This window comes from Streptomyces ortus (genome assembly GCF_026341275.1).
Classification (GTDB): domain Bacteria; phylum Actinomycetota; class Actinomycetes; order Streptomycetales; family Streptomycetaceae; genus Streptomyces; species Streptomyces ortus.
The window spans coordinates 7376755-7393159 of sequence record NZ_JAIFZO010000002.1; the positions used below are offsets into that span (position 1 = coordinate 7376755).

Consider the following 16405-nt stretch of genomic DNA (forward strand, 5'->3'; position numbering starts at 1 on the left):
ATGTGGGAACAAGCCGCAGAGACAGGGGGTTCCGGGTGCGAGTGGGACTGCTGACCCGGGAGTATCCGCCGGACGTGTACGGCGGAGCGGGAGTCCATGTCGAGTTCCTCGCCCGGGAGCTGAGGCCCCTCACCGACCTGGGGGTGCACTGCTGGGGCGAGGGCGCCGGCGGCGGGGTGGTCCGGCACCGGCCCTGGTCCGTGCTCGACGGCGCCAACGACGCGCTGCGCACGTTCTCCGTGGACCTCTCCATGGCCGCCGCGCTGGAGGATCGCGACCTCGTCCACTCGCACACCTGGTACGCCAACCTCGCCGGCCATCTCGCGAAGCTGCAGCACGGCATCCCGCACGTCATGACCGCCCACTCGCTGGAGCCGCTGCGCCCCTGGAAGGCCGAGCAACTGGGCGGCGGTTACGCCCTCTCCAGCTGGGCCGAGCGCACCGCCATCGAGTCCGCCGACGGGGTGATCGCCGTCTCCGCGGCCATGCGCGAGGACATCCTCGGCTGCTATCCGTCCCTGGACGCGGCCAAGGTGCACATCGTGCACAACGGCATCGACACCACCCTCTACCGGCCGGACCACGGCACGGACGTCCTGGAGCGGCTCGGCCTCGACACCTCCCGGCCGTACGTGCTGTTCGTGGGCCGCATCACCCGCCAGAAGGGCGTGCCCCATCTGCTGCGCGCGGTGCGCGACATCGACCCGGCCGCGCAGGTCGTGCTCTGCGCGGGCGCGCCGGACACCCCCGAGATCGACCAGGAGTTCCGTGTCCTCTTCGAGGAACTGAGCCGGGTGCGGGCGGGAGTGCACTGGATCCCGCAGATGCTGCCCCGCCCCGAGGTCATCCAACTCCTCACGCACGCCGCGGTGTTCGTCTGTCCCTCGGTCTACGAGCCGCTCGGCATCGTCAACCTGGAGGCGATGGCCTGCGGAACCCCGGTGGTCGCCTCCCGGGTCGGCGGCATCCCGGAGGTCGTTGAGGACGGCGAAACCGGGGTACTGGTGTCCGTGGACGAGGACTTCGAGACAGGACTCGCGCAGGCGCTGGACTCGGTCCTCGGGGATGCCGGGGCCGCCCGGCGGATGGGCGAGGCCGGACGGCACCGCGCGGTGGGGGAGTTCGGCTGGGACGCCGTCGCCCGGCGGACGGTCCGGCTCTACGAGGAGATCCTCAAAAAGGCGTAGTCCGGCCTGCCCGACGGCAGGCACGGATCAATGAGGGTTAGGGGAGCGGCCATGCGTCGTGGTGGACCTTCGGTGCTCGGGATCGTGCTGGCGGGCGGGGAAGGCAAACGCCTGATGCCCCTCACCGCGGACCGCGCCAAACCAGCGGTCACGTTCGGCGGCACGTACCGTCTTGTCGACTTCGTGCTGTCGAACCTCGTCAACGCCGACATTCTGCGCATCTGCGTCCTGACGCAGTACAAGTCGCACTCGCTTGACCGGCACGTCACCACGACCTGGCGGATGTCGAGCCTGCTGGGCAACTACGTGACGCCCGTCCCGGCGCAGCAGCGCCTCGGCCCGCGCTGGTACCTGGGCAGCGCCGACGCGATCCTGCAGTCCCTGAATCTCGTGTACGACGAGCAGCCCGAGTACGTGGCGGTGTTCGGCGCCGACCACGTCTACCGCATGGACCCGCGCCAGATGCTCGCCCAGCACATCGACAGCGGGGCGGGGGTGACCGTGGCCGGTATCCGCGTCCCGCGGGCCGAGTCGTCGTCCTTCGGGGTGATCACGCCGGGCACGGACGGGCAGACGGTGGAGCGCTTCCTGGAGAAGCCCGCGGACCCGCCCGGCCTGCAGGACGACCCCGAGTGCGTCTTCGCCTCGATGGGCAACTACATCTTCACCACCAAGGCCCTGATAGAGGCGCTGCAACGGGACGCCGAGGACGCGAATTCCGTGCACGACATGGGCGGTTCGATCCTCCCTCAGCTCACCGACCGCGGCGAGGCCGGGCTCTACGACTTCAGCGACAACCACGTGCCCGGCGAGACCACCCGTGACCAGGGCTACTGGCGTGACGTGGGCACCCTGGACGCGTACTACGACGCCCATATGGACCTGATCGCCGAGCGGCCCGCCTTCAACCTCTTCAACCGCAGCTGGCCCATCTACACCAGCTCGGGGCACATGTCGCCGGCCCGGTTCAACGCGGGCGGCATCGCGAGCGAGTCGATCATCAGCGCGGGCTGTCTCATCCGGGGGCAGGTCACACGCTCGGTGCTCTCCCCGGGGGTCCTGGTCGACCCGGGAGCCGTCGTCCAGGGGTCGATCCTCCACGACAACGTGCACATCGGGCGCGGCGCGGTCGTGCGCGGCGCGGTCCTCGACAAGAACGTGCAGGTACCGCCGGGCGCGACCATAGGCGTCAATCCGGAACGGGACCGGGAGCTCTACACGGTCTCCAAGGACGGCGTGATAGCCCTCGGCAAGGGCCAGCAGGTGCCGTAGCGCGCGGCGGGGTGACGTCGCCCACCCCGGGACGCCCCCTACGTCACATCAGTCCCGCTCCTGTTCGCTGGTGACGGCGGGAGCGGGACTTAATCTGCTGTTAACTGAGCGTAGCTTGATCGTACTTGACCGTAATCGTCCGGCCGGGATTGACTGCTGACTCACCCGTCGTCCACGCGAGAGTCAAGCCATTGAATCCAAGGCCCGCGGACTCCGACCTCCTCGCACCCCTCGACCTGGCCTTCTGGAACATCGAATCGCGCGCCCACCCCATGCACCTCGGCGCGCTGGGCATCTTCGCGGCCAACTCGCCCGCCGCGGGCCGGCACGCGGCCGAACTGCTCGCGGCCCGCGCGGCCGGCGTACCCGGCCTGCGCATGCGGATCCGCGACCTCTGGCAGCCGCTCGACCTGCGGCAGGGGCTCGACCTCCGGAAAGGGCTCGACCTCCGGAAGGCGTCGGGGTTCGAACCGCGCCGGCCGCTCGCCTTCGGCGGCGCCGCACGGGAGGCCGCCCCCGACTTCGAACCGCTCGACCACGTCCGGCTGCACGCTCCCGTCGCCGACTTCCACGCCGCCGCCGGCGCGCTCATGCAGCGGCCCCTGGAGCGCGACAGGCCACCGTGGGAGGCCCACGTGCTGCCCGGCGTGGACGGCACCTCCTTCGCGGTGCTGTTCAAGTTCCACCACGCGCTGGCCGACGGGCTGCGGGCCCTGGCGCTCGCGGCGGCCGTCCTCGACCCCATGGACATGCCGGCGCCCCGCCCCCGCCCCGAGGAGCCCGCGCGCGGCCTCCTCTCCGGCCTCGTCCCCGCGGTGACGAAGCTGCCGGGACTGGTCCGCGGCGCGCTCTCCGACGTGGGCCGAGCCCTCGACATCGGCGCCTCCGTCGCGCGCGCCACCCTGGACGTACGGTCCTCCGCCGCCCTCGTCTCCCAGCCCACCGGCACCCGCCGGATCGCGGGCGTCGCCGTGGAACTCGACGAGATCCACACGATCCGCAAGAGCGTGGGCGGCACCGTCAACGACGTCCTCATCGCCGTCGTCGCGGGCGCCCTGCGCCGCTGGCTCGACGAGCGCGGCGACGGCAGCGACGGGGTGTCGCCCCGGGCCCTGATCCCCGTCTCCCGACGCCGCCCGCGCACCGCGCACCCGCAGGGCAACCGGCTCTCCGGGTATCTGATGCGGCTCCCCGTCGACGACCCCGACCCGCTCGCACGGCTCGCCACCGTGCGGACGGCCATGAACCACAACAAGGACGCGGGCCCGAACCGGGGCGCGGGCGCCGTCGCCCTGCTCGCCGACCATGTCCCGCCCATCGGCCACCGGCTCGGCATGCCCGTCGTCGGCCGGGCGGCCCGGCTCCTCTTCGACATCCTGGTCACCAGCGTGCCGCTGCCCAGCCTGGGCATGACGCTCGGCGGCTGCCCGCTGACCGAGGTGTACCCGCTCGCCCCGCTGGCCCGCGGCCAGGCCCTCGCGGTCGCGGTGTCGACGTTCCGCGGACGCGTCCACTACGGACTCGTCGCCGACGCGGAGGCCGTCCCCGACCTCGACCTGCTGGCCAAGTCGCTGACGGTGGAGGTGGCGGAACTGAACGCCGCCTGTGTGTCCTGAGACATGTCCGGCGGGCTTGCGGGAGAGCGCCGCGGGAGAGCGGTGATCATCGCGGGTTTGGTGCCTTTGCCCTGTGCTTTGTAAAATTCCGCCTTCGTGAGCGAGCGCGGTCGGAGCGCCGCGCGAGAACCCGAGGAACGGCAACGGCGATGACGGTGACAGACGACAGCCAGGCGGCCCCCGCCGTGGACACGGCACAGGCCCCGGACGGTTCGTACGGTCCCGGAACCGACCAGGGTGCAGAGAGCGAGCACGGTCCGGGTATCGACCCGGAGCGGCTGGCCGTCTGCCTCGCCGTGCTCGACGAGCTGGACAAGATCGACGTCGACCACCCCGACGCGATCGCCGTGCGCCGCGCCACCGCGGGGATCTACCGCACGGTCAAGCAGCGCCGCCGCCAGGACCGCAGGGCCGCCAAGACCGCCCACGACAAGGCGGTCACCGAGGCCACCGCCACCGGCTCCGCCCAGCGCATCGACGACGAGACCGAGGGCGTCCTGCCGTCGTCCGTCACCGAGGCCGGCGCCATCGCGGGGATACTCCAGCGCCCGCGCTCCTGCTACACCTGCAAGGTCCGCTACACCGAGGTCGACTACTTCTACCACCAGCTCTGCCAGAAGTGCGCCGCCGAGAACCGTGCCCGTCGCGACGCCCGCACCGACCTGACCGGCAAGCGCGCGCTGCTCACCGGCGGACGCGCCAAGATCGGCATGTACATCGCGCTGCGGCTGCTGCGCGACGGCGCGCACACCACGATCACCACGCGCTTCCCGAACGACGCGATCCGCCGGTTCAAGGCCATGCCCGACAGCGACGAGTGGATCGGCCGGCTCAAGATCGTCGGCATCGACCTGCGCGACCCCGCCCAGGTCGTGGCGCTCGCCGACTCGGTCGCCGCCGCGGGGCCGCTCGACATCCTGATCAACAACGCCGCCCAGACGGTACGCCGCTCGCCGGGCGCCTACAGCGAACTGCTCGCCGCCGAAGCGGGACCGCTGCCCGCCGGGGAACTGCCGCCCGCCGAGGTCATCGGGACGTTCGGCTCCGGGGCCGTGTCCGCGCTTCCCGTGGCCGGGGGCGGTGCGCTGACCGCGCAGGACGTGACCGACCTCGCGCTGATCTCCGGCTCCGCCTCACTGGAGCGGATCGCCGCCGGTACGGCCATCGACGCGGGCGGGCTCGTGCCCGACCTGCACGACACCAACAGCTGGATCCAGGCGGTCGAGGAGGTCACCCCGATCGAGCTGCTGGAGGTCCAGCTCTGCAACTCCACCGCGCCGTTCATCCTCATCAGCCGGTTGCGGGGGGCGATGGCGGCGGCCGAGGCCGGACGGACGTACATCGTGAACGTGTCCGCGATGGAGGGTGTCTTCAACCGCGGTTACAAGGGCGCCGGGCATCCGCACACCAACATGGCCAAGGCCGCGCTCAACATGCTCACCCGCACCAGCGCACAGGAGATGTTCGAGAAGGACGGCATCCTGATGACCGCCGTCGACACGGGATGGATCACGGACGAGCGGCCGCATCCGGACAAGATGCGGCTGGCCGACGCGGGGTTCCACGCGCCGCTCGATCTCATCGACGGGGCGGCGCGGGTGTACGACCCGATCGTGCGCGGGGAGCAGGGGGAGGACCTGTTCGGGGTCTTCCTGAAGGATTACGCGCCGGGCAAGTGGTAGTCCGCGAGTCCGCCGCGCCGTTCCCCGTGCCCCTGGAGGGGTGCCCCCTGCTGCGGGGAGTACGCGCGGCGGACCCTCGTGCCGCCGTCCACCAGTAGGTCCGTGCCGGTGATCCACTCCGCCGCGTCCGAGGTCAGCCACAGCACGGCCGCGGCTATGTCCTCCGGTTCGCCGATGCGGCCGAGGGGGAGTCCGGCGGCCGGTTCCTGGTCCGGGCTGTCCCAGACGAAGCGGGCCATCTCCGTGCGTACGAGGCCGGGGGAGACCGAGTTGACCCGGACGGCCGGGGCGAGTTCGCCCGCCAGTTGCTGGGTCAGGCGGAGCAGGGCCGCCTTGCTGGTGGCGTAGGCGCCGAGGCCGGGGCCGACGTGGGTCGCCCCCTCGGTGCAGATGTTGACCACCGAACCGCCGTGTGCGCGCATCCAGGCCCGCCACGCGTGCTGCGTCAGCCGCAGCGGGGCCTCGACGTTGACTGTGAACGCTTCGCGCCACCGGTCCGGGTCGGCGTCCATGAGCGGGCCGTACGGCTGATTGGTCGCGGCGTTGTTCACCACCACGTCGATACGGCCGTACTCGTCCATCGCCAGCTCGGTCAGCCGGCGCAGGTGGGCCGGGTCGGCGACGTTGCCGGCCAGGCCCACGGCGTCGCCCAGGCGCGCGGTGGCCCGGGTCAGCCCGTCGGCGTCCCGTGCCGTGACACACACCCGGGCGCCCGCCGCCACGAACGCCTCGGCGACGGCCAGCCCGATGCCGCGCGAGGCGCCGGTGACGATGGCTGCCGTGCCCTCGAATCCGCATGAGGATGGCGACGGTGAGGGTGACGGCCGTGGCGATGGCGGCGGCGGTGGCGATGTCATCCGCGTACGGTCTCATGACGGGTCGTCAGCCAATAGGGGGCGGCGGCCAACACCGCCTGTCGGGCAGGGGTCAGTCGGTTGCGCCCAGGCGGGCGTGATTGGCCGATACGAGGTCCAGTAGCGTGCGCCAGTCCTCCAGCACACCGGCGTCCAGGCCGACGGTACGGGCCGACTCGTCGGCCTGGCGCAGGAGCAGCGCGTCCTCCGTGATCCCGGCGTCCTGCACCGGACCGACCGGAGGCGGCCCGTACGGGGGCGGCCCGTACGGCCGGTCCTCCCGGTGGAGGTGGCGGCGTACGAGGCTGGAGACCCGCTCGCCCAGCAGCGGTCCGACCGTGTCGGCCGCGAGGTCGGCCCGGCCCGCGGGGCTGCCCGGCCGCAGCAGGTGGCCGACGACATGTACCAGCCCGGCCACCTGCAGTTCCTTGTCGGCCGGGCGGCTCCGGCGCAGCAGCGCGGCGGTCTGCAGGGCGTGATCGTGCAGATCGACCGGCAGCGCCCTACCGCCGAGGCAGGCGGCGCCCCGGGCTCCTCGGCAGGCGTGCAGCAGATCCATCAGCTCTTCGACTCCGCGCAACTCCATCCGCCAATCCTCCCTGCGGGCGAGGCGAGAAAGGTCGTCGTCTCGCGCCAGCAGATCATGGCCAGATTTCAACCGGGCCAACGGGAACTGAACTGCACGCCTGTCCGGAAGCCCGCCGCCTCAATCAGTGGCCCCTGTCGATCCACTCCTGGAGGTTCGGGGCCTCGGCGCCGACCGTCGTCGTGTCGCCGTGGCCGGTGCGGACCACCGTCTCGGCGGGCAGGTCGAGCAGGCGGGTCCTGATCGACTCCACGATCGTCGGGAAGTGGGAGAAGGACCGGCCCGTCGCGCCGGGGCCGCCCTGGAAGAGCGTGTCGCCGGTGAAGACGGTGCCCAGCTCCGGGGCGTACAGGCACACGGCCCCCGGGGCGTGGCCCGGCGTGTGCAGGACGGTCAGCTCCACGCCCGCCACGGCCAGCCGCTCGCCGTCGGACAGCTCACCGTCCGGGAGGCGGTCCGGGTGCGTCTGCTTCCAGAGCGGGAGGTCGTCGGGGTGGAGCAGGATCGGTGCGCCGGTGCGGGCCGCCAGGGCCGGTGCGGCGTCGATGTGGTCGTTGTGCGCGTGGGTGCAGATGATCGCGCGCAGGGTGCGGGTGCCGAGTGCGTCCGCGATGGCGTCCGCGTCGTGCGCCGCGTCGATGACGACCGCCTCGGTGTCGTCGCCCACGATCCATACGTTGTTGTCGACGTCCCAGGTGCCGCCGTCCAGGCTGAACGTGCCGGAGGTGACCAGGTGCTCGATGCGTGCGGTGGTCACAGCTCCACCACCGATCGCAGGACGTCGCCGCCGTGCATGCGGTCGAAGGCCTGCTCGACGTCGTCGAGCGTGATGGTCTCCGTGACGAAGGCCGCGAGGTCCAGGCGGCCCTGCTGGTGGAGGTCGATCAGCATCGGGAAGTCCCGGGAGGGCAGGCAGTCGCCGTACCAGGAGGACTTCAGGCTGCCGCCGCGGCCGAAGACGTCCAGCAGGGGCAGTTCGAGCTTCATCTCCGGTGTGGGGACGCCTACCAGGACCACCGTGCCCGCGAGGTCGCGGGCGTAGAACGCCTGCTTGTACGTCTCCGGGCGGCCGACCGCCTCGATGACGACGTCCGCTCCGAAGCCGCCGGTCAGCTCGCGGATCGCCTCGACGGGGTCCGTCTCCTTCGAGTTGACGGTGTGGGTGGCGCCCATCGTGCGGGCCTTCTCCAGCTTCCGGTCGTCGATGTCGACGGCGATGATCTTCGCGGCGCCCGCGAGGTTCGCCCCGGCGATCGCCGCGTCGCCCACGCCGCCGCAGCCGATGACGGCGACGGAGTCGCCGCGGCCGACGTTGCCCGTGTTGATGGCCGCTCCGATGCCGGCCATCACGCCGCAGCCGAGCAGGCCGGCGACCGCCGGGGACACGGACGGGTCGACCTTGGTGCACTGGCCGGCCGCGACGAGGGTCTTCTCGGCGAAGGCGCCGATGCCCAGGGCGGGGGAGAGCTCGGTGCCGTCCTCCAGGGTCATCTTCTGCTTGGCGTTGTGCGTGTCGAAGCAGTACCAGGGGCGACCGCGGAGGCAGGCGCGGCACTGGCCGCACACCGCTCGCCAGTTGAGGACGACGAAGTCGCCGGGGGCGACGTCGGTGACGCCGTCGCCGACGGACTCGACGATGCCCGCCGCTTCGTGGCCGAGGAGGAAGGGGTAGTCGTCGCTGATGCCGCCCTGCTTGTAGTGCAGGTCGGTGTGGCAGACCCCGCAGGCCTGGATCTTCACCACGGCCTCGCCGGGACCCGGGTCGGGGATGAGGATCGTCCGGATCTGCACCGGCTCGTTCTTGCCGGGGGCGATGACACCGCGTACCTGCTGGGCGGCCATGTCGGGCTCCTTCACATGGACAGTGGGGCGCTGATCATGTTGGCACAGGGGTGGGTGAGTGCGTCGGCGCCTGTGGATAACCAGATGACCACGGATGACTCCAGATGGTTACACCTTGTTTTCAGCCCCATCGAGCGGAGGGCCGCTCATTTGGTTACTCTGTGCGGGACGGACAGCCTGTTCGGGTCCCACCCACACCCACGGTCCGTCCCGGGACAAGCCAGTCACCACGGCCTGCTCTCAGGTGAGTTGACCGGCGCCACCGCGTCCGAAGTGCTTAGCTCAGACCCGAGTGGACGCAGGTGGCCGACAGCGGAGTGGTCCTGTGCGTCCCGAGGGTGACCCGACACATAAGGAGTGCGCGGTGACACCGAAGACGACGAATCCCGACCCAGGTCTCAAGGAGTGGACAGAGGTCACGGACCGGGCGGAGAAGCTCGGCAGCCTGGACGTGTGGGCCAGGTCCGCGCCCATCCGGCTGGCGGGCTACGAGGACGACCTGGCCGAGCCGCACATCCTGCCCAGCGTGGACTGATCGTCGCCGGGTCCGATCCGCCCGCGGGCAGTGGGTGGGTCGGGGCCGTGCCGGTACGTCGAGCCCGTCGCCTTCCGGGTGTACTGCCCCAAGAATCGAAGAGTTCGGTCGATTGCAGGAGCCCTATGCGACGGGCTTCGACGTACCGGCACGGCCCGCTCCCGCGGTGTTCGCGGGTGCGGGCCGGTGGGGTGGAGGGGGCGCGGTCGGGTTCGGGGGGCGTGTCACACTCGGGTTCATGCTGATCAGAGACGCCGTGGCGGACGACTGGCCGCGGATCTGGCCTTTCTGGCACCGCATCGTTGCCGCCGGGGAGACCTACGCCTGGGACCCGGAGACCTCCGAGGAGGACGCCCGCGCCCTGTGGATGGCGCCGGGCAAGCGCGTGTTCGTCGCCGAGGACGAGGTCTCGGGTGGTGTGCTGGGCTCCGCCTACGTCACCCCCAATTACGGCGGTCCCGCCGCCGATGTCGCCAACGCGGGTTTCATGGTCGACCCGGACCGGACAGGTCGGGGCGTCGGCAGGGCGTTGGCCGAGCACGTCCTGCAGATGGCCGAGGCCGACGGTTATCGGGCGATGGTCTTCAACGCGGTGGTGGAGACCAACCCTGCCGTCAAGTTGTGGGTCTCTCTGGGCTTCGAGATCGTGGGCACGATTCCGGCCGCCTTCACCCATCCGGCCCACGGCAGAGTCGCCCTCCACGTCATGCACCGATTTCTTTGAGAGTGCGTTGAGTATGGAGGGCGCCGGGAGGGTGCGTACGGGGTGCGTTTGAGCGGGCGTCCAGTTGTCCTGTTTTTTGGGGGCGCGGGGAACTGCGCGGCCAGCCCTGGTCGGCCCGCGCCCTATCAACAACCCTCACCCCGTAACCCTCGCCCCCAGCGGAGCTGTCCGCGTCCAGGGGCGCAATCCCTCCAGCTCCTCGGCGATGTGTAGGAGGACCCCCTCGGTTCCCGGTCGTCCCACCAGTTGGACCGCCCCCGGTACGCCCGACGGGAGCATCCCGAACGGGACCACCATCGCCGGCCATCCCGTGAGGTTCCACGGTGGTGTCAGCGGTGAGCAGTACGTGTTGACCAGGAGGTTTCGCAACCACCCCCGCTTGTGCCAGTCGGCCGCCGCGGGGCCCCGCCGGGCCAGCGCGGGCGTGAGCAGGACATCGTGCTCCTCGAAGAAGGGGGCGAGCCGTTCGCGCAGCTGCTGTCGGCGCACCCCGGTTCGTACCGAGTCCACGAACCGGCGCCCCAGTGCCGCGTGCGCTCGCGTCCGGGGTGCCAGGCGGCGCGGATCCAGCCCCTCCGCGTCCACCGCGGTGCCGGCCGTCCAGTGCGCCAGCGAGGTCGTACTCAGCCACACCGGATACGGCGGGTCCGCACGACGCACCCGGTGCCCAGCCCCGGCGAGCAAACGGGCCGCCTCGCGGGCCGCGGCCGAGTGGGGCCGGGTGACGGCGACGCCCGCGAGGGGGCTGCGGACGGAGACGGCGACCGAGAGGGCGGTGGGCTCCTCGGTGTGTACGGCGTCCGTGGCGGCCAGGACCGAGAACATCAGCCGGGTGTCCTCGACCGTCGTCGCCAGTGGTCCGTTCTCGGACATGCCGAACCAGTCGCCGTGACCGATGCCCGCCGGAATCACGCCAGGGCCCGGCTTCAGGCCGATCAGGCCGCAGTTGGCGGCGGGGATCCGCAACGAGCCCATGCCGTCGTTGCCGAGCGCCAGGGGCACCAGGCCGGCGGCGACCGCCGCCGCGCTGCCGCCGGAGGAGCCGCCCGCGGTGCGGGTGGTGTCCCACGGGTTGCGGGCCGTGCCGTACACGCCCTCCGTGGTGCCGAAGACACAGAGCTCGGGGACGTTCGTCAGACCCACCACGACGGCTCCCGCCGCTCGCAGCCTGGCCACCGTGGGGTGGTCCTCCGCCGCGGGGGTGTCCGGACTCGCCGCGCTGCCGTTGCGGGTGGACTCGCCGCGTACGGCCAGGTTGTCCTTGACCGCCACCGGTACGCCCGCCAGGGGCAGGCCGGCCAGCTCCGCCCGGGACGCCACCTCGTCCGCCTCGGTGAGCGCGGACGCCGCGCGTACGTGGCGGAAGGCGCCCACGCGCGCGTCGAGCAGCTCGATCCGCGCGAGGTGCTCGGCCACCACCTCGCGCGGCGTGACCCGCTTCTCGCGGACGGCGGCGGCGATCTCGGTGGCGGTCCGGCCGGCCCAGCTGGTCACGGTGGCTCCTCGGGGCAAGGGCATGGTCCCACTGGCGCAGGTACGGAAGCACTGTGCCCCGGCACGGGTCCTCCCGTCGAGGGCCGCCGGGTCCGGAAGCGCTTGGACAATCGCCGCGGTCTTCTTGGACTTTTGGCGCCGCGTGGCCCCGGCCGTACGCATGGACTGGCAGGTCATCCGACGACTGGCCTGACTGGGCCCCGCCGGCACCCCATTGACATGCTCTGCAGGCGGCCCAATCATCACACCTCCGATGAATGGGAGGTGCCCGTGCGTACGGACGTCGAGAGTGCGTGTCCTGGCAGGAACGCACGTCCATGGTGGTCCCGGCCGATCGGTCTCGTGGCGGCGCTCCTGTTGCTCGCGGCGCGGTACACGTCTTGTCGCCGGTGGTGGGGTGGAGCGAGTCGCGAACGGCACGTACACCTTCCGCTCGGGGGCGAAGAGTCTCACCGCCGAGGTCGGACGTACCCCGGACGGTTACGTGACCTTGCGCGCCGCGAACGGCTGTCTGGAGGTGCGGGGCGGCGAGCTCACACTCAACGTGCCACTCCAGCCGGGCATCGAGGTGTCCGAGCAGACCTGCGACGCCGGCAACACTCTGCAGCGCTGGCAGTTGGAGCGGGTGGGCGGCGGCTACCGGCTCACCAACGCGATCACGCAGATGGCCGTGGCGGTGAGCGGTGACGGGCGGCTCGTCCAGTACCCGCCGGATCAGCGACGGCCCGCCGTATGGCGATTGACCGCCGAATGACGCGGAACCGCGCCGGCTCACTGCCTCTGTCCGAGTGATCTGCCCTTCGGCGCGCGCACCACCGGCGCTGCCGACCTCGGTACGGGCCCGCCACCCCCTCCCAAGGGGCGCGGGGCACGGCGCGCTCAGCTACGGCAGACCCGCACGAATGAACCGCCCCGCACCCCAACCCCCAAAGGGGCGCGGGGAACGGCGCGCTCAGCCACGGCAGACCCGCACCCAACAAACACACCCACCCCCCGCCCCCTCCCCACTCAAGCCCCGCAGGGCCCGCAGGGCCCCGTACTGTCCCGTTCGATCAACCCCGGCACCGGCACCCCCACCGCCCGCGCAGGCCCCCCGTCCAACAGCGCCGTCAACTCCACCGCCGCCGTCCGCCCGAAGGACACCGTGTCCCGGGACAGCGCCGACAGCCACGGCTTGACCATGCGGCACAGCGCCGAGTCCTCCCAGGCCACGACCGACACGTCACCCGGCACCGAGAAGCCCAGCTCCGTCGCGGCGGCGACCCCCGCGACGGCCATCACGTCGTTGTCGTAGACCAGCGCCGTCGGCGGCGACCCGCCCTTCAGTACGCCGCCCTCCAGGACGCGCCGCGTGACAGCCGCACCCTCCGCGTCGGAGTAGTCCGTGGTCACCGAGCGCACCTCGGTGAGCCCGCGCCGGTCCGCCTCGGCGCGCAGCGTACGGATCCGCCGCTCCGTGTGCGCGAGACCCGGCAGCCCCGCGATGTGCACGATCCGCCGGTGCCCCAGCTCGTACAGCCGCCCCACGACGGCCGCCATGGCCCCGGCGTCGTCCGCCCAGACCGTGGACTGACCGGGGTGCCGCGCGTCCGGCGCCCCGCCGATGACCACCGCGGGCAGACCCAGCTCGTCGAGCAGGCCGGGTCGCGCGTCGTCGGTCCGCGGGTCGACGACCAGCACCCCGTCCACGCGGTGCTCGGCCCACCAGCGCCGGTACACCGCGCACTCGTCGTCGACGTCCTCGACCACCTGGAAGAGCAGCCCGAGGTGCCGCTCGGCCAGCACCTCCTGGATGCCCGAGATGAGCTGCAGGAAGAACGAGTCCACGCCGAGCGTGTCCGCGGGCCTCGCCAGGACGAGGCCGACCGTCGCCGTGCCCTCGCCGGACAGCTGACGCGCCGCCGTACTGGGCCGCCAGCCCAGTTGTTCGGCGACCCGGCGCACCCGGTCCCGGGTGATCTCGGAGACCCCGGGCCGGTCGTTGAGCGCGAAGGAGACCGCGCTCTCGGAGACCCCGGCACGCTGCGCGATGTCCTTCATCGTCGGCCGGCGCGCGGGAGACCGCTTGGCTGGCAACTGCTCCCCATTTCACTGAAAACGTGCTCAACGGTGCCCAGTACTAAAGCGCTTGAGTCCGAGCACTCTAAAGCGCATTAGTGATCGGTGGCAAGAGGTGGGCTGCGCACCGCTGACCTGCACATATGTCGAACTAATGAATTTAGCGCGGCGGAATCCATTGACTTCCCCACCGGGATGGATGCAAGGTCTGCCCGTCACCCCAGACCTCCACCGTCGCAAAGGAGCCCGGTCACCGTGCGCATGCCTCGCAGAGCACTCGCCGCCGCTGTCGTCGCCCTGGTCCTGCCGCTCAGCGCCTGCGGCTCCGGGGGTGACGACAGCGGTTCCACGGACGCCTCCGGCAAGGTCGAGGGCGACATCACCTTCCAGACCTGGAACCTGCGCGCCAACTTCAAGCCGTACTTCGAGGGCCTGGTCGCCGACTTCGAGAAGAAATACCCCGGCACGAACGTGAAGTGGGTCGACCAGCCCGCCGAGGGCTACGCCGACAAGATCAGCGCCGACGCGGCCGGCGGCACCCTGCCCGACGTCGTGAACGTCTCGCCGGACCTCGTCGCCCCGCTCGCCAAGGCGGGCCTCGCGCTCGACCTCGACAAGGCCGCCGCGAAGTACAAGAAGGAGTACCTGCCGGGTGCGTGGGCCAGCCACGAGATACCGGGCATGGAGGGCACGTACGCCTTCCCGTGGTACCTGAACACCGGCCCGCTCTTCTACAACAAGTCGCTGTTCAAGGAGGCCGGCCTGGACGCCTCGAAGCCTCCGAAGACGTACGGCGAACTCTTCGACGACGCGCTGGAGCTGGCGGACAAGAGTGACGGCAAGGTCGCGACCCTGGCGAACGTGCCCACCATCGAGGACTTCGGCCGCTACGGCGTCGAGCTGATGAACAAGGAGGGCACGGCCTTCGCCTTCAATGACACCAAGGGCGTGGAACTGCTCACCAAGTACAAGGAGTTGTACGACGCCAAGGCACTGGACTCGCAGGCGCTGACCGCCACCCCCGAGTCGTCCGGGAAGAAGTTCCTCACCGGGGCCGTCGCCATGAACCCGGGCAGCGCGCTGGACCTCGGCAACTTCAAGAAGCAGGCGCCGAACCTCTACAAGAACATCGGCATCACCGACCAGATCACCAGCACCGGCAAGGTCAACATGTACGTGATGGGGGTGATGGTGAACGCGCGGACGAAGCAGAAGCCCGCCGCCGTCGCCTTCGCGCACTTCGTCACCGACGCGCAGAACCAGATGTCGTTCGCCAAGAAGGTCGCGATCTTCCCGAGCACCGCCGGTTCGCTCGACGACCCGTACTTCACCGAGGAGGACGGCACCGACGAGACGCGGGTGCGGATCGCCGCCGCCAAGTCCCTGAAGAACGCCGTCAACTACACGCCGGTGCTGTTCAGCGAGCAGATGAAGACCGAGCTGCGCAACAACGTCGCCAAGGCGCTGCAGGGCAAGGTGAGCCCCGAGGAAGCCCTCGACAACGCTGTCAAGGCGTGTGACCGCCTGCTCCAGCAGCAGGGCTGACCGACATGCCGAGTTCCTCCGGTACGGCTTCCCCCGGCAAGGTCTCCGCCGGCAGGGCGTCGGTCGTGACCCTTCCCACCGGCGACGGCGACGGCAACGACGGCGGCGCACGTTCCGTCGCGGCCGTCGCCCGGGTGCGGCGGCAACTGCCCACCAGCCCCTGGCTGTTCGCCGCCCCGGGACTGCTGGTCGTGGGCATCTTCATCCTCTATCCGTTCGTCTCGACCGTGGTCAACGCCTTCACCGACCGCCGGACCCTGATCCCCGGCGAGTTCGTGGGCCTGGCCAACTTCCGGGAACTGCTGCACGACGAGATGTTCTGGATCGGCCTGCGCAACAGCACGCTGTACGTCCTCGGGGTCGTCCCCGCGCTCGTCCTGCTGCCCCTGCTGCTCGCGCTGCTGGTCCAGAAGAACATCCCCGGCATCGCCTTCTTCCGGTCGGCCTTCTACACCCCGGTCGTCGCCTCCATCGTCGTGGTCGGCCTCATCTGGGTGTGGCTGCTGGACGAACGCGGCCTGGTGAACTCGCTGCTGGAGGCGGTCGGCGTCGGCAGGATCGGCTTCCTGAGCGACCAGTGGCTGCTCCTGCTGAGCGCCATGACCGTCACGGTCTGGAAGGGCCTCGGCTACTACATGATCATTTACCTGGCCGCCTTCGCCAACGTGCCGCGCGAGCTGCACGAGGCAGCGGCCGTGGACGGCGCGGGCGCGATCCGCCGCTTCCTCACCGTCACCGTGCCCGCCGTCCGCTCCACGATGGTGCTGGTCGGCGCGCTCTCCTCGGTCGCCGCCTTCAAGGTGTTCTCCGAGGTGTACCTGATGGCGGGGCCCGACGGCGGCCCCGCGGGCGAGGACACCACGCTGGTGATGCTCGTCCAGCGCACCGGCACCGGCCTCACCGGCCGGGTCGGCTACGCCTCCGCCATCTCCGTCGTCGTCTTCGTCGTCACCGTCGCGCTGATGCTGCTCGTGCTGCGCGCCGACCGGAAGGAGGACGCGTGAGTGTCG

15 protein-coding genes are annotated in these 16405 nt (G+C 71.0%); 9 read left to right on the top strand and 6 right to left on the bottom strand.

The window, feature by feature from the left end:
- The first annotated feature begins 35 nt into the window (after positions 1-35).
- The 4 genes from glgA (at position 36) to K3769_RS35260 (ending at position 5757) form a co-directional block, all read left to right on the top strand.
- Positions 36-1187 (top strand): glycogen synthase, encoded by a 1152-nt coding sequence (gene glgA / locus K3769_RS35245; RefSeq protein ID WP_372515103.1) that lies wholly within the window; start codon positions 36-38, stop codon positions 1185-1187.
- Between the two features lie 51 nt (positions 1188-1238).
- Positions 1239-2459: a glucose-1-phosphate adenylyltransferase gene (gene glgC, locus K3769_RS35250; RefSeq protein WP_267030281.1), complete on the top strand. Its 1221-nt coding sequence runs from the start codon at positions 1239-1241 to the stop codon at positions 2457-2459.
- Positions 2460-2650: 191 nt separating this feature from the next.
- Entirely contained in the window at positions 2651-4075 is a 1425-nt protein-coding gene (locus tag K3769_RS35255) for a wax ester/triacylglycerol synthase family O-acyltransferase (RefSeq protein WP_267030282.1), read from the top strand.
- A 149-nt stretch (positions 4076-4224) separates the two neighbouring features.
- Positions 4225-5757 carry an SDR family oxidoreductase gene (locus K3769_RS35260; protein ID WP_267030283.1) on the top strand — a complete coding sequence of 511 codons (1533 nt, stop codon included), beginning with the start codon at positions 4225-4227 and terminating at the stop codon, positions 5755-5757.
- Here the strand turns inward: K3769_RS35260 and K3769_RS35265 are convergent.
- From K3769_RS35265 to K3769_RS35280, 4 genes are all read right to left on the bottom strand, one after another.
- Positions 5736-6614, bottom strand: a complete 879-nt coding sequence (locus K3769_RS35265; RefSeq protein ID WP_267030284.1) for an SDR family oxidoreductase — start codon at positions 6612-6614, stop codon at positions 5736-5738. The genes K3769_RS35260 and K3769_RS35265 overlap by 22 nt on opposite strands.
- 70 nt (positions 6615-6684) lie before the next feature.
- Entirely contained in the window at positions 6685-7197 is a 513-nt protein-coding gene (locus K3769_RS35270) for a hypothetical protein (RefSeq protein ID WP_267030285.1), read from the bottom strand.
- Between the two features lie 124 nt (positions 7198-7321).
- The gene (locus K3769_RS35275; protein WP_267030286.1) at positions 7322-7954 is read right to left on the bottom strand and encodes an MBL fold metallo-hydrolase; all 633 of its coding nucleotides are present in this window, start codon (positions 7952-7954) and stop codon (positions 7322-7324) included.
- The gene (locus K3769_RS35280) at positions 7951-9039 is read right to left on the bottom strand and encodes an S-(hydroxymethyl)mycothiol dehydrogenase (protein WP_267030287.1); all 1089 of its coding nucleotides are present in this window, start codon (positions 9037-9039) and stop codon (positions 7951-7953) included. The genes K3769_RS35275 and K3769_RS35280 overlap by 4 nt, the downstream gene beginning before the upstream one ends.
- A gap of 364 nt (positions 9040-9403) precedes the next feature.
- Between K3769_RS35280 and K3769_RS35285 the strand changes: the two genes are divergently transcribed.
- Both K3769_RS35285 and K3769_RS35290 read left to right on the top strand, forming a co-directional pair.
- On the top strand, positions 9404-9574 hold the full coding sequence (locus K3769_RS35285) for a hypothetical protein (RefSeq protein WP_267030288.1): 171 nt from the start codon (positions 9404-9406) through the stop codon (positions 9572-9574).
- 238 nt (positions 9575-9812) lie between these two features.
- Positions 9813-10298: a GNAT family N-acetyltransferase gene (locus K3769_RS35290; RefSeq protein WP_267030289.1), complete on the top strand. Its 486-nt coding sequence runs from the start codon at positions 9813-9815 to the stop codon at positions 10296-10298.
- Positions 10299-10433: 135 nt separating this feature from the next.
- Here K3769_RS35290 and K3769_RS35295 read toward each other — a convergent pair whose 3' ends face one another.
- Entirely contained in the window at positions 10434-11792 is a 1359-nt protein-coding gene (locus K3769_RS35295; protein WP_267030290.1) for an amidase, read from the bottom strand.
- Between the two features lie 397 nt (positions 11793-12189).
- Here K3769_RS35295 and K3769_RS35300 point away from each other — a divergent pair, with 397 nt between their 5' ends.
- The gene (locus K3769_RS35300) at positions 12190-12546 is read left to right on the top strand and encodes an RICIN domain-containing protein (protein WP_308216426.1); all 357 of its coding nucleotides are present in this window, start codon (positions 12190-12192) and stop codon (positions 12544-12546) included.
- A gap of 254 nt (positions 12547-12800) precedes the next feature.
- On the opposite strand, the gene K3769_RS35305 is transcribed toward K3769_RS35300, so the two are convergent.
- Entirely contained in the window at positions 12801-13868 is a 1068-nt protein-coding gene (locus tag K3769_RS35305) for a LacI family DNA-binding transcriptional regulator (RefSeq protein ID WP_267030291.1), read from the bottom strand.
- A 243-nt stretch (positions 13869-14111) separates the two neighbouring features.
- Between K3769_RS35305 and K3769_RS35310 the strand changes: the two genes are divergently transcribed.
- Both K3769_RS35310 and K3769_RS35315 read left to right on the top strand, forming a co-directional pair.
- Positions 14112-15395 carry an ABC transporter substrate-binding protein gene (locus K3769_RS35310; protein ID WP_267031679.1) on the top strand — a complete coding sequence of 428 codons (1284 nt, stop codon included), beginning with the start codon at positions 14112-14114 and terminating at the stop codon, positions 15393-15395.
- Between the two features lie 5 nt (positions 15396-15400).
- Positions 15401-16399 carry a carbohydrate ABC transporter permease gene (locus K3769_RS35315; protein WP_267030292.1) on the top strand — a complete coding sequence of 333 codons (999 nt, stop codon included), beginning with the start codon at positions 15401-15403 and terminating at the stop codon, positions 16397-16399.
- The last annotated feature ends 6 nt before the right edge of the window (positions 16400-16405 follow it).